The sequence below is a fragment of the Methylorubrum sp. GM97 genome (assembly GCF_024347855.1).
Classification (GTDB): domain Bacteria; phylum Pseudomonadota; class Alphaproteobacteria; order Rhizobiales; family Beijerinckiaceae; genus Methylobacterium; species Methylobacterium extorquens.
In genome coordinates this window covers 5229992-5243142 of the sequence record NZ_AP025942.1, presented here as the reverse complement: position 1 = coordinate 5243142, position 13151 = coordinate 5229992, and the positions used below count along the sequence as shown (strand labels likewise).

The 13151-nt window shown below is 69.5% G+C and carries 11 protein-coding genes; 4 read left to right on the top strand and 7 right to left on the bottom strand.

From position 1 onward, the window contains the following. Positions 1 to 3 precede the first annotated feature (3 nt). Positions 4 to 1359, bottom strand: a complete 1356-nt coding sequence (locus MSPGM_RS24265) for an MFS family transporter (RefSeq protein WP_003601254.1) — start codon at positions 1357 to 1359, stop codon at positions 4 to 6. Positions 1360 to 1992: 633 nt separating this feature from the next. Here MSPGM_RS24265 and MSPGM_RS24260 point away from each other — a divergent pair. After that, positions 1993 to 2655: a DUF1236 domain-containing protein gene (locus MSPGM_RS24260; RefSeq protein WP_244426819.1), complete on the top strand. Its 663-nt coding sequence runs from the start codon at positions 1993 to 1995 to the stop codon at positions 2653 to 2655. Positions 2656 to 2820: 165 nt separating this feature from the next. After that, positions 2821 to 3543, top strand: coding sequence for a transcriptional repressor LexA (lexA, locus tag MSPGM_RS24255; RefSeq protein WP_003603900.1), 723 nt, complete (start codon positions 2821 to 2823; stop codon positions 3541 to 3543). Here the strand turns inward: lexA and MSPGM_RS24250 are convergent. Then, positions 3537 to 5795 carry a ComEC/Rec2 family competence protein gene (locus tag MSPGM_RS24250; protein WP_003603899.1) on the bottom strand — a complete coding sequence of 753 codons (2259 nt, stop codon included), beginning with the start codon at positions 5793 to 5795 and terminating at the stop codon, positions 3537 to 3539. The two genes, lexA and MSPGM_RS24250, sit on opposite strands and share 7 nt — an antisense overlap. Before the next feature lie 167 nt (positions 5796 to 5962). Between MSPGM_RS24250 and gltX the strand changes: the two genes are divergently transcribed. Both gltX and gltA read left to right on the top strand, forming a co-directional pair. Further along, a complete protein-coding gene (gene gltX / locus MSPGM_RS24245; protein ID WP_003603898.1) occupies positions 5963 to 7387 on the top strand; it encodes a glutamate--tRNA ligase in 1425 nt (474 codons plus the stop codon). Between the two features lie 475 nt (positions 7388 to 7862). Then, on the top strand, positions 7863 to 9152 hold the full coding sequence (gltA, locus tag MSPGM_RS24240) for a citrate synthase (RefSeq protein WP_003603897.1): 1290 nt from the start codon (positions 7863 to 7865) through the stop codon (positions 9150 to 9152). 145 nt (positions 9153 to 9297) lie between these two features. Here the strand turns inward: gltA and MSPGM_RS24235 are convergent, their stop codons facing one another. Genes MSPGM_RS24235 through fabZ form a run of 5 tightly spaced genes read right to left on the bottom strand, consistent with a single transcriptional unit; the run spans position 9298 to position 13064 of the window. Next, complete coding sequence (locus MSPGM_RS24235; RefSeq protein ID WP_003603896.1) at positions 9298 to 9777, bottom strand: YaiI/YqxD family protein; 480 nt, start codon at positions 9775 to 9777, stop codon at positions 9298 to 9300. Then, complete coding sequence (gene lpxB / locus MSPGM_RS24230; protein WP_003603895.1) at positions 9774 to 10934, bottom strand: lipid-A-disaccharide synthase; 1161 nt, start codon at positions 10932 to 10934, stop codon at positions 9774 to 9776. Before lpxB ends, MSPGM_RS24235 begins: the two co-directional genes overlap by 4 nt. Continuing rightward, entirely contained in the window at positions 10931 to 11779 is an 849-nt protein-coding gene (locus MSPGM_RS24225) for an LpxI family protein (protein WP_261926036.1), read from the bottom strand. The genes lpxB and MSPGM_RS24225 overlap by 4 nt, the downstream gene beginning before the upstream one ends. Positions 11780 to 11790: 11 nt before the next feature. Then, positions 11791 to 12597 (bottom strand): acyl-ACP--UDP-N-acetylglucosamine O-acyltransferase, encoded by an 807-nt coding sequence (lpxA, locus tag MSPGM_RS24220; RefSeq protein ID WP_003603893.1) that lies wholly within the window; start codon positions 12595 to 12597, stop codon positions 11791 to 11793. A 5-nt stretch (positions 12598 to 12602) separates the two neighbouring features. Beyond that, a complete protein-coding gene (gene fabZ, locus MSPGM_RS24215; RefSeq protein WP_003603892.1) occupies positions 12603 to 13064 on the bottom strand; it encodes a 3-hydroxyacyl-ACP dehydratase FabZ in 462 nt (153 codons plus the stop codon). Positions 13065 to 13151: the final 87 nt, after the last annotated feature.

The window sequence follows — 13151 nt, the reverse complement described above, 5'->3', positions numbered from 1 at the left end:
CGATCAGGCCAGAACCGGGCTCGTCTTGCGTCCCAGCGCCTCCTCCACGGTGCCGTCCCCGTCGAGATAGCCGTGGCGCTTCGGGTTCGGCATCACCAGTGAAGCGATGAACGAGATCGCCAGCATCACGGCGACGTACCAGAAGAAGCTGGTCTCCGCGCCGACATGCTTGAGCCAGAGCGCGACCGCCTCCGCCGTGCCGCCGAACAGTGAGTTGGCCACCGCGTAGGACAAGCCGACGCCGAGCGCCCGCACCTGGGTCGGGAACAGCTCCGCTTTCACGATGCCGCTGATGCCGGTGTAGAAGCTGATCACGACGAGCCCGGTCATGATGAGGCCGAAGGACAGGACGGGATCGGTGGTGGTGCCGATGGCCGTCATCAACGGCACGATCATCACCATGCCGAGGCCGCTGAACAGCAGCATGTTCGTCTTCCGGCCGATCCGGTCAGAGAGCCAGCCGAAGAAGGGCTGGATCGCCATGTAGGCGAACAGTGCCACCGTCGTAATCTGCGACGCAGTCACCTTGTCTATATGGGCGGTGTTGAAGAGGTATTTCGGCATGTAGGTCGTGAGGGTGTAGAACGACAGCGACCCGCCGGCCGTATAGGCCAGCACCACGGCGAAGGCCCGCCAGTGCTTGAGCAGACCGGAGAGTGTTCCGGCTTCCTTCGAATCCTTGTTCTCCGCGCTCATTGTCTCGGAGAGCGAGCGGCGCAGGAACAGGGCAACCACGGCGGCCAGCGCACCGATCACGAAGGGAATGCGCCAGCCCCAGGCCGTGAGTTGCTCGGCCGTCAGCACGCTCTGGAGTACGACGAGCACCAGCGACGCGAGCAACTGGCCGCCGATCAGCGTGACGTACTGGAACGAGGCGAAGAACCCGCGCTGCCCCTTGGTCGCGACCTCGCTCATGTAGGTTGCGCTGGTGCCGTACTCGCCGCCGACCGAAAGGCCCTGCACCATGCGCGCGATCACGAGAAGAACCGGCGCGAGATGGCCGACGGTCGCGTAGGTCGGCAGCAGGGCGATGGCGAGCGAGCCGCCGCACATCATCAGCACCGAGATCATCAGCGAGGTCTTGCGCCCGAGACGGTCGGCGATGCGCCCGAACAGCCAGCCGCCGATCGGCCGCATGAAGAAGCCCACCGCGAAGACCGCGGCCGACTTCAGGAGCTGGCCCGTGTCGTCACCCTCCGGGAAGAACACCGGGGCGAAGTAGAGAGCGAAGAAGGCGTAGCAGTAGAAGTCATACCACTCGACGAGATTGCCCGATGAGGAACCGACGATGGCCATGATGCGGCGGCGGCGGTCGGCGGCCTCGTCGAGCGGCGGCGCGGCAGCGCTGGTGTCCAGCATGCGTTTCCCCTGATTGTCCGGCCCGCGAGCGGCCGTGAGCCCTTATCAGAGGCCGGTATCTCACCGACACCGGCCCCACGCCGACGCGGTCGGCGGCCATTCCATGACAGATGCCGGAGAACGTTGCGCTCCCACGCTTAGAGCGTTGGACTCACCGAGCCCATCGCCCCCGCGCTCCGGGACGGCAGCTGGCATATCATACCGGCCACCGTATCACGGCCTTCCGCCCGCGAAGGAGCGGGCCCGGCGCAGCAAGCGTGTTGGCTCAAGTGCGATACTGCCGTCCGAGTTTTGCCAAGCACATCAACGGTTACGTTCCGGACTGCCGGCAGCCGTCACCGTATCCGTTCGTGCATCGCCGCGATTGCTCTGAACAAACAACCGGATGGCATCCGCCGGGAACGGTTTTCCGAGGGCTGCCGTTGCGTCCCTAGCTTCGGCACCAGGTCGGTCGCTGAGAAAAGACAGGGACGGAACATGACGAAACTCTTTCGCAGTACGGCGACGGCCGCAATTCTGATGTTAGGCGCGGCGACCGCACTCGCTCAAGGCGGCGGCGGCGGTGCTGGCGGCGGCGGGGGCCCCGGCGCTGGAGGTGCCGGCGCTGGGGGTGCTGGCGCTGGAGGTGCCGGGATGGGCGCAGGCGGTGCTGGTGGTGCCGGCGGAGGCGCTGGCGGCGTGGGCGGCGGTGCGGCCGGCGGAGCACGGGGCGGCGCGGGCGAGGCCGGCGGCGCTGGCGGTGCCCGTGGCGGCGCCGATGTCGGCGGCGCTGCCCGCGGCGGCGAGAGCGGCGGGGCGGCACGCGGCGGCGAGGCGGGAGAGCCGGGCGCCCGTGGCGGGCGCGAGGGCGGCCCGGCCCGCGCCGAGCAGCCGAGCGAGCGCGGCAACCGCGAGTCCGGGCAGCCCGACCGCAGCGGCGCGGGCGAGCGCGGTGGACGGGATGGCCGTGACGGGCCGGGCGAGCGCGGCGGCCGAGATGCTGCGGGTGAACGCGGCGAGCGCGGTGGTCGCGGCACGGCCGTCGAGGCACGGGGCGCCTCGAGGAACCTGAGCTCGACGCAGCGCACTGAGTTCCGCCAGTCGATCTCCCGTTCCAGCGTTCGCGCCGTCACGAACGTCAACTTCGCCGTCCGCGTCGGCACGGCGATCCCGCGCTCGGTCTCGCTGCACCCGCTGCCTCCGGCGATCCTCTCGGTCGTGCCGGCCTATCGCGGCCTGCAGTTCATTCTCGTCGGGGACGACATCGTCATCATCGACCCCGACACCTACGAGATCGTGGATGTGATCCCGGCCTGATCCCGAGGCACGGCACGACGTGAGAGGCGGCGGGGCGACAGCTCCGCCGCCTCTGTCGCTTCCGGAGGGATGCTTGCGGAACAGGAGAGGAACGTCTAGGCTGTTCGTGCTTTGTTTTCAACGATTCTGCGGCGCCCCCGGCCCGCGGTCGACAGCAGGTGCCGCATGCTGACCCGCAAGCAACTCGAACTGCTCCAGTTCATCCAGCAGAGGATGCAGGAGAGCGGTGTGCCGCCGTCCTTCGACGAAATGAAGGACGCGCTCGACCTGAAATCCAAATCCGGCATCCACCGCCTGATCATGGCGCTGGAAGAGCGCGGGTTTCTCCGCCGTCTGCCGAACCGGGCGCGGGCGATCGAGATCCTGCGCATGCCCGACATGCCGGCGGCCAAGCCCGCATCGTCCGAGCCGCGTCGCTTCACGCCGAGCGTGGTCGAGGGCGGTCTTTCGGCCAAGCCCGCCGCGCCGAAGCCTCCCATGCTTCAGGCCCATGACGGCAAGGGCCAATCGGTGATGGTGCCGGTGATGGGCCGGATCGCTGCCGGCGTGCCGATCTCGGCGATCGAGAGCCAGAGCCATTCGATTTCGATGTCCCCCGACTTCCTGTCTGGTGGAGAGCATTACGCGCTGGAAGTGCGCGGCGATTCGATGATCGAGGCCGGCATTCTCGATGGCGACCTCGTGGTGATCCACAAACAGGAGACCGCCAACAATGGCGACATCATCGTCGCGCTGATCGACGACGAGGAGGCGACCCTCAAGCGCCTTCGCCGCCGCGGCTCGTCGATCGCGCTGGAAGCTGCCAACCCGGCATACGAGACCCGCGTGCTCGGGCCCGATCGGGTGCGCATCCAGGGCAAGCTCGTGAGCCTCGTGCGCCGTTACTGAGGATTTTCGGAGGGCGGCGGGTCTGATGGATCCGCCGCACTTGGATCATTGGAAGGTTGGGGGCCCGCCTCAATTGCCGGCGTCGCCGCGCTGGCAGGCCGGGGTTGCCAGGGCTTCGGCTGATCGGCCCCGCGGGCGGTGACGATTTCAGGCCCTTCCGTTCCGAGGCGGATCGCCGTGGCGCCCCGCACCGCCAGGAACGTCCGGTCGGCGATCAGCGGTGCGGCGCAGCCCGGCGGGGCACGCAGTCGGGTGATGAGGATGTCGGCCCGGGCGCAATCCTCCGCGAAGGCACGCTTGTCCATGACGAGAGCGACGGCGCGCCCGTCCATCGCCGTGAGGGTGCAGCCGATCCGGTCGCAGCGCGGCCCGGCGGCGCCAGTGGCGGCCTCCGGAGGGCGCCCGTCGCCATCGGCCTTCAACCATTGTTCGAGCACGAAGCCGGGCGGGCGTCCGAGAACCACGAGGCGCCCGTCCTTGCCGCGGACCGCGGCGCCGGCCCCGTCCCGGTCGATATAAATGTCGTAGCGGATCGGGCTCGCGGCGAGGGCAATACCGAGCCCCGCCGGCACGAGGGCGAGGAGACGCAGCCGCGACACGGGAAGTGTCGCCAGCAGCAGGGCGGCGGCGAGCAGCATCAGGGCGCCCGTTCCGAACGCGGGCAGCACGACGTTGGCTTGCCCGAACCCGGCGATCCAGGCGGAGATGTCGAGCATGCCGCGCACCGCGAGCCCCATCAGCCACCAGACCGGACGGTCGAGGGCGAAGGGGTAGGCCAGCATTCCGAGTACCGCCGCGGGCATCACCGCGAGCGAGACGAGCGGCAGCGTCAGCGCGTTGCCGACGAGGCCGAAGGGCTGCACGGTCTGGAAGTGGTAGGTCGCGAATGGCGCGGTGGCGAGTTGCGCCACCAGCGTCGTGGCCAGCGTTCCGACCACCGCCTTCGCCACCCAGGACGCGGACCGCGCGATCCGCGACGAACTGTGGGTTCGGAAAACCCGCCCGTCGATGAGCGGCGCACAGGCGATGAGGCCGGCGACCGCGCCGAACGACATCTGGAAACTCGGACCCAGCAGCGCCTCCGGCTCGCGGGCGAGCGCCAGGATCGCCGCGAGGGCGAGGTTGCGGAGACTGAGCGCCGGGCGATCGACGAGAATCGCGCCGAGCATCACCAGCGTCATGATCAGCGCGCGCTCGGCGGCGACGTCCCAGCCGGAGAAGGCGCAATAGGCGGTCACGCCCAGCATCGCCGTCCCCGCCGCGATCTTCTTGATGGGCCAGGCGAGGGCCAGCATCGGCACCAGGGCGAGCCCGGCCCTCACCAGCCAGAATACGACGCCCGCGGCGAGCACCATGTGGAGCCCGGAGATCGAGACGACGTGGTAAATCCCCGCCGCGCGCAGCACGTCGTTGGTCTCGTTGGAGATCAGTCCGCGCTTTCCGGTGACGAGGGCCGCCGCCACCGCGCCGGCCTGTCCGCCGATCGCGTCGGTGATGCGGCGGGTGAAGGCATTGCGCGCCGCGTCGATGGCGGCGGTCAACCGCAGCGACAGGGCCAGAGGCTCGGCCGGCGGCCCGACCTCGACCTTGCCGACCAGCGAGCCCACGGCGCCGATCCCGCGAAAGTAAGCGTCGCGCGCAAAGTCGTAGCCGCCCGGCCGCACCGCCTCCGGCGGCGGCAAGAGGCGGGCGGTGGCGCGGATGGCGTCACCCGGCCGCACGGCCTGCGCGGCACGGTAGGAGACCCGCACCCGGCGCGGGCGGCTTTCCGCATTGAGATCGCCGAACCGCTCGACGCGCACGATCAGCCGCGCGCCGCCCTCGCGCTCATCGAGCCCTTCAACGAGGCCGACAAGCGGCGCGATGGTCACGCGGGTCAGCACCGGCCCCGCGACGGAGGCGACCCGCCAGACGCCTGCCGCGAAGCCGAGGAAGACGGCGGCGAGGCCGAGCATCAGCGCGAGCGCCACTGGGCGCGCCCGCAGCAGCGGCGTCACCGAAAGGCAGAGCCCCGCCGCGATCAGCGGCGCGGCGAGGGAAGGCTCTCCATCGGTCGCCGTGAAGAAGACGAGAATGCCGGCCCCGAAGGCGACGGCGAGCCAGGGAAACAACCGCCGCTGCTCGGCTTCGCGGGCGACGCTGCCGCGCAAGCCGTCGCGCGCGGCCTGCCAGAGCTGCGCGGGGGCGGGGAGGCGACCGGCGAGGAGGGCCGGAACGGCCCCGCGCATCGCCCTGCCGCCGCCCCCTGCCATGTGCCCTGCCTCTACCCCGCCGCGCTCGGAGACCTGCGATGCCCGCGCGATGGGCAGCCATGACGAATTCTTAACGCATCGGCTCGCTCGTGCTACACGCCCGCCGAGACCGGCCGCAGCCGCACGCGCGCCATCCCGCACTTTTTGAAGAAGCCTCCCAGCCGCCGATGTCGTCACCGGTCGTCACGCGCTTTGCGCCTTCACCCACGGGCTTCCTGCATATCGGGGGAGCGCGCACGGCTCTGTTCAATTGGCTCTACGCCCGCCGCTTCGGCGGGCGGATGCTGCTGCGCATCGAGGACACCGACCGGGAGCGCTCGACGCAAGGGGCGATCGACGCGATCCTCGACGGGATGCGCTGGCTCGGCCTCGATTGGGACGGGGAGGTGATCTACCAGTTCGCCCGCGCCGAGCGGCACCGCGAGGTCGCCGAGAGCCTGCTCGCCTCGGGCAACGCCTATCACTGCTATGCCAGTGCGGAAGAGCTGACGCAGATGCGCGAGACCGCCCGCGCCGAGGGCCGCGCCCCGCGCTACGACGGCCGCTGGCGCGACCGCGACCCGTCCGAGGCGCCGGCGGGCGTGAAGCCGGTGATCCGCCTGCGCGCGCCGAGCGAGGGCGAGACCGTGGTCGAGGACGCCGTGCAGGGCCGTGTCACCTGGGCCAACCGCGATCTCGACGACCTCGTGCTGCTGCGCTCCGACGGTACGCCGACCTACATGCTCGCCGTCGTGGTGGACGACCACGACATGGGCGTCACGCAGGTGATCCGCGGCGACGACCACCTCACCAACGCCGCGCGCCAGAGCCAGATCTACCGGGCGCTCGGCTGGGACGTGCCGGCGATGGCGCATATCCCGCTCATCCACGGGGCGGACGGCGCCAAGCTGTCGAAGCGCCACGGCGCGCTCGGCGTCGAGGAGTACCGCGACCGCGGCTATCTCCCGGCGGCCCTGCGCAACTACCTCGTGCGGCTCGGCTGGAGCCACGGCGATCAGGAAGTGTTCTCCACCGAGGAGATGATCGCCGCCTTCGACCTGAAGGCGATCGGCCGCTCGGCGGCGCGGTTCGACTTCACGAAGCTGGAAAGCCTCAACGGGCTCTACATCCGCGGCAGCGCCGATTCCGTGCTGGTGGATGCGATCGACGCGATCCTGCCGGCCCGCGGCCCCGAGCGCGGCCTGCCGACCGCGCTGACGCCGGATCTGCGCGAGAAGCTCGTATCGGCGATGCCCGGCCTGAAGGAGCGCGCCAAGACGCTCGTCGAACTCCTCGACAGCGCCTACTACCTCTACGCCGCGCGTCCGCTTGCCCTCGACGCCAAGGCCGAGGCCCTGCTTGCGGGGGACGCGCCCGAGCGGCTGCGCGCGCTCCTGCCGGCGCTCGAAGCTCTCCCGGACTGGAACGCGGCGACGACGGAGGCTGCGGTGCGCCAGTTCGCCGACAGTCAGGGGGTCAAGCTCGGCCAGGTCGCTCAGCCCCTCCGGGCGGCGCTCACGGGGCGCGCCACCTCGCCGCCGGTCTTCGACGTCCTGGCCGTGCTCGGCCGCGACGAGGCGCTTGCCCGCCTCCGGGATCGCCTGCCGGCCTGAGACGGCCACGCGACGGATCCCCGCAGAGAACATCCGGGTGCATCGGCTCAGCTGGTGCACCGCGTGCCGTCTCGGCGCGCTGATGGGCTTCGTGGCGCCACGAATGACAATCCAGCGCGAATGACAGCCTGACCTTGCGACGGCGGCCCATCGTCGGGGCGAGGGCGGGAAAGTCTTGCCTGGACGCGTGTTTCAGCGTCATCTTCGCTCTTGCAGAGCGTTCGAAATCGTCGAGAGCTGGATGAGCGAACGGGCCGGATCCGATTTCATCCCGTTCGCGGAGTGACAGATCCAGCCTGTTTTTCGCATATGCGAAGAGGCCGGGAGCAGCCCACCGTTGCTGGGCGCCGACCGATCCGCTAACCCGGTGCTTCAGTGAGCGGGCGCAGTGCTCTGCTGCGGCGCCACAACGGGGCGGGAGGCGTTGCCTTCCGGTCCAGTGCTGTTCCCGTCGCAGGAGAGGGTCCGCGATCCCATGAGCGCTTCCGCCAGCACCATCATCGTGGGCGACAAAAACGTCGAATTGCCCATCAAGACTGGAACGATCGGCCCCGACGTGGTCGATATCGGCAAGCTCTACGCCCAGACCGGCAAGTTCACCTTCGATCCGGGCTTCACCTCGACCGCCTCCTGCGAGTCGAAGATCACTTATATCGACGGCGACGAGGGCGTGCTGCTCTATCGCGGCTACCCGATCGAGCAGCTCGCCGAGAACGGCGACTTCCTCGAGACCGCCTACCTGATGCTGTTCGGCGAGCTGCCCAGCTCGGCCCAGAAGGCGGATTTCGACTACCGGGTCACGCGCCACACCATGGTGCACGACCAGATGAACCGCTTCTTCCAGGGTTTCCGCCGCGACGCGCACCCGATGGCGGTGATGGTGGCCTGCGTCGGCGCGCTCTCGGCCTTCTATCATGACTCGACCGACATCTCGGACGAGTCGCAGCGGATGATCGCCTCGCTGCGCATGATCGCAAAGATGCCGACGCTGGCGGCGATGGCCTACAAGTACACGATTGGCCAGCCCTTCGTGTATCCGAAGAACGACCTCGACTACACGTCGAACTTCCTGCGGATGTGCTTCGCGGTTCCGTGCGAGGAATACGTCGTCAACCCGATCTACGCCCGCGCGCTGGACAAGATTTTCATCCTGCACGCCGACCACGAGCAGAACGCCTCGACCTCGACGGTGCGTCTGGCCGGCTCCTCGGGCGCCAACCCGTTTGCCTGCATCGCGGCCGGCATCGCCTGCCTGTGGGGCCCGGCCCATGGCGGCGCGAACGAAGCGGCGCTCAAGATGCTCATGGAGATCGGGCATCCCGAGAACGTGCAGAAATACGTCGCCAAGGCGAAGGACAAGAACGATCCCTTCCGCCTGATGGGCTTCGGCCACCGGGTCTACAAGAACTACGACCCGCGTGCGCGTATCATGCAGAAGACGACCCACGAGGTTCTGAACGAACTCGGGATCAAGGACGACTTGCTGGAGGTCGCCGTCCAGCTCGAGAAGATCGCCCTCGAGGACGAGTACTTCATCGAGAAGAAGCTCTACCCGAACATCGACTTCTACTCGGGCATCACCCTCAAGGCGCTCGGCTTCCCGACCTCGATGTTCACGGTGCTGTTCGCGCTCGCCCGCACCGTCGGCTGGATCGCGCAGTGGGCCGAGATGATCGAGGACCCGTCCCAGAAGATCGGCCGCCCGCGCCAGCTCTATATCGGCCCGGACCGCCGCGACTACACGCCGATCGGCCAGCGGAGCTGAGCTGGAGCATCATCCCGAAAGGCGGCCTCCGGCTTTCGGAAAAAGATGATGCAAAACAGAAGCCTAGAGCATCGTCCTGGATCCGATATCCAGGACGATGCTCTAAAGGGCGCCTCCGGACCCAGCGGTCCGGAGGCACACGATGTCAGAGCTTGAGATCGCGCTTCAGGCGCATGACCACGCGATCCAGGGCGCCGAGAAAGGCCGAGCGGTCCTTCGGTGAGAACGGCCTCGGACCGCCGGTGATCGCGCCGGCCTCGCGCAGATCCTGCATCAGGTTGCGGGTCGCGAGCGCGAGACCGACCGACGATTCCGTGAAGGCCTTTCCGTTCGGCGCGAGCGCGACCGCTCCGGCCTTCACGCATCGGCTCGCGAGCGGCACGTCGGCCGTGATCACGATAGCGCCCCGGCTCGCCCGCTCGGCGATCCAGTCGTCGGCCGCATCGAACTTGTCCCCGACGACGACCCGTTCGATCCAGGGCTCGCGCGGCAGGTTCAGGAAGCTGTTCGAGACGACGAAGACGTGGAGGCCGTAGCGCCCGGCGACGCGGTACACCTCGTCCTTCACCGGGCAGGCGTCGGCATCGACGTAGATCGCGATCCTCGGCGTTGCTTCCTCGCTCATGCCGCCCGCCGTGCCTCCAAGACGATCCGGGCCGCCGCCCGGCTCGGTTCCTCGTCGCCGGGCAGCCGCATTCGGCCATCGATGCGGGCCAGCGCGTCGAGTTGCGTGCGGCGGGCGGGGCCGCCCGCAAGGAGCGGTGCCAGCGTTTCGGCGAGCCGCTCCGGCGTGCAATCGGCCTGCACGAATTCCGGCATAGCGTTCTCGGACAGGATCAGGTTCGGCAGCACGATCGTCGGCACTTGGATGAGCCGTCGGGCGATGACTTCCTCGACCCGCGATACCTTGTAGGCCACCACCATCGGCACGCCGGCGAGCGCGAGTTCGAGCGTCACGGTGCCGGAGGCCGCGAGCGCGGCCCGCGCCCGGCGGAAGGTCGCGTACTTGTCGGCCTCCCCATGGACGATCCGTGGATGCCGCTCCCACGCGGCGGCGAGTCGTTCGATCAGGGCGCGGTGACGGCTCACCGCCGGCAGCTCGATCTCGAAGGGGCCGACCCGTCGGGCGAGGTTGGCGGTCGCCTGCCCGAAGACCGGCATCAACCGCTCGATCTCCGAGCGGCGCGAGCCCGGCAGCACGGCGAGGACCGGGGGGCGCCCCTCGCGGATCGCGGCCTCGTCGGGGGAGGGGCGCAGCTCGGCCAGACGCTCGATCAGCGGGTGGCCGACATACGAGCAGGGCGGCCCGCCGAGGCGGCGATGCGCGTCCGGTTCGAAGGGGAGGAGGGCGAGCACGTGGTCGATGAAGGGCACCATGCCCTTGGCCCGCCACGGCCGCCACGCCCACACGCTCGGCGAGACGTAATCGATGATCGGCAGATCCGGCAGGCGCTTGCGCACGCGGGTCGCGACGGCGTGGGTGAAACCGGGGCTGTCAATGATGACGAGCACGTCGGGCCGGCCCGCCACGACGTCGTCGACCGTCTCGCGGATGCGCCGCAGCAGGGTACGGGCGCGGGCGAGCACGGGCAGATAGCCCATCACCGCGACGTCATCGATCGGGAAGAGCGAGCGGAAGCCTTCCGCCTCCATCGCCTCTCCGCCGACGCCGCCGAGCGTCAGAGGCTCGGGCGAGAGTGCCCGCAGGGCCCGGATCAGCTTGGCGCCGAGCTGGTCGCCGGAATCCTCGCCCGCCACGAGCCAGATCCGCCGATGCGTCACGGGGCGACCTCCACGCCGATCAGGAACAGGCCCGCCGCATCCGCAGCCGCCACCGTCGCCTCCCGATCGATCACCAGGGTATGGCCGGCGCCGATGGCGATGCCGGCGCAGCCGGCCTCCGCGGCGCGGCGCACGGTGCGCGGGCCGATGGCCGGCAGATCGATCCGCAGATCCTGGCCGAGCTTCGGCAGCTTGACGAGCACGGTCCCCTTTGCGGGCGTGCCGCGGCCGAACGGCTTGCGGTTGAGCGCACGGGCGCGGGCCAGCATGCGGTCCGTGCCCTCGGGGCCCTCGACGGCGATGACGCGCTCGCCCGCCACTACGGCGGCCTGCCCGACATCGAACGGGCTCAGGGCGCCGAGCATGGCACGACCCGAGGCGATCGAGAGGGTCGCGTCGGAATCCGGTTCTACCCGGCCGAGCCTGCCGAGGCGACCGAGCAGGTCGGGCGCGACCTCGTGGACGCCGAGCACCCGGTGCCCGTTCTCTTCGAGCAGCAAGAGCACGGCCCGCAGCAGCCGGTCGTCACCGCCGGCCAAGCTCTTCAGGATATCGCGGTTGCGAACCGCATGCGCCGCGTTGAGGAGTGCCGCCGGGCTCGGGCGGGTGACGCCGCCGGCCGGCACCACGGCGGCGGGGGCCCACTCCTTCAGGATGCGCAGGGTGCCGGGGATATCGAGGAGATTGACCACCGCATCCGCGCGCCGCCGCATCGCCCGCTCGGTGAAGCCGCGCACGGCCAGCACGCGGAACGGCCGCCGCGCCCGATCGAGGGAGGCTGCGACGAGTTCCGGCAGGTGGCCCGCGCCGGCCACCAGGGCGAGGGGCCGGGCGGGATCGATCACGGCGGGCCGCCTCAGGCCGCCGCGGAGACGGGGCGGGGCGTGCAGATCGAGCGCTTGCCGCCCGCCCGGATGAAGGCGAGGATTTCGTGGATCGCCGGATGGGTGTCGAACTCGGCGGCCACGTCCTCCACGCGCTCCATCAGCGTGCCCTCCTGGGCGAAGAGCAGCCGATAGGCCCGGCGCAGGGCGTGGATGTCCTCGCGCGAAAAACCCCGGCGTTGCAGGCCGATGATGTTGAGCCCGGAGAGGTAGGCGCGGTTGCCGAGCACCATGCCGTAGGGGATGCAGTCGTTCTCCAGCCCCGAGAGGCCGCCGACGAAGGCGTGATCGCCGACGCGGGCGAACTGGATCACCGCCGCACCGCCGCCGAGGATGGCGTAGTTGCCCACCGTGCAATGGCCGGCGAGCATGACGTTGTTCGAAAAGATGACGTGATCGCCGACGCGGCAATCATGGCCGACATGGCTGTTGGCCAGAAACGCGCAGCCGTTGCCGACCACCGTCTCCAGGCCGCCGCCGGCGGTGCCGGGGTTCATGGTCACGCCTTCGCGGATCAGGCAGTCGGAGCCGACCGTGAGCGTCGAGGGCTCGCCGCGGAACTTCAGATCCTGCGGCGGATGGCCGATCGACGCGAAGGGATAGATCCGGGTGCGTGCGCCCACCGTCGTCCGGCCGGCGACCACGACGTGGCTGACGAGTTCGCAGCCGTCCCCCAGCACGACGTCGGGCCCGATATGGCAGAACGGACCGATCCGCACGCCGTCCCCGAGCCGGGCGCCGTCCTCGACGACGCTGCTCGGATGGATCCCGTCCCGCACTGCGTTCACTCCGTCACCAGCATGGCACCGATCTCGGCCTGGGCCACGAGCGCGCCGTCGACGCGGGCCTCGCCGCGGAACCACCACATGGTCTTGCGCTGGTTCATCTTCGTCATGTGGAAGCGCACTTGGTCGCCGGGCACAACGGGCTTGCGGAACTTGCACTTGTCGATGGTCATGAAGAAGACCTGCTTGGTCTTCAAGTCGTCATTCATGATGTGGCGGCAGCAGATCGCGCCCGCGGTCTGCGCCATGCCCTCGATCAGCAGCACACCGGGGAAGACCGGCAAGCCGGGGAAGTGCCCGGTGAATTGCGGCTCGTTCGCCGTGACGTTCTTGATGCCGATACAGCTCTCATCCCGGTCGATCTCGATGATGCGGTCGATCATCAGGAAGGGATAGCGGTGGGGCAGCAGTTCCAGCACCTTCTGGATATCGGCCGAACCCAGCTCCCGCGTCTCACTCATCGGTCCCAACGCTCCCCGCCCATGCTTGCCCGGCGGCGTCCGCCGCACGGTCCCGTGCTTTTTGCCGGTGAAGGCCGTCCTCTTCGG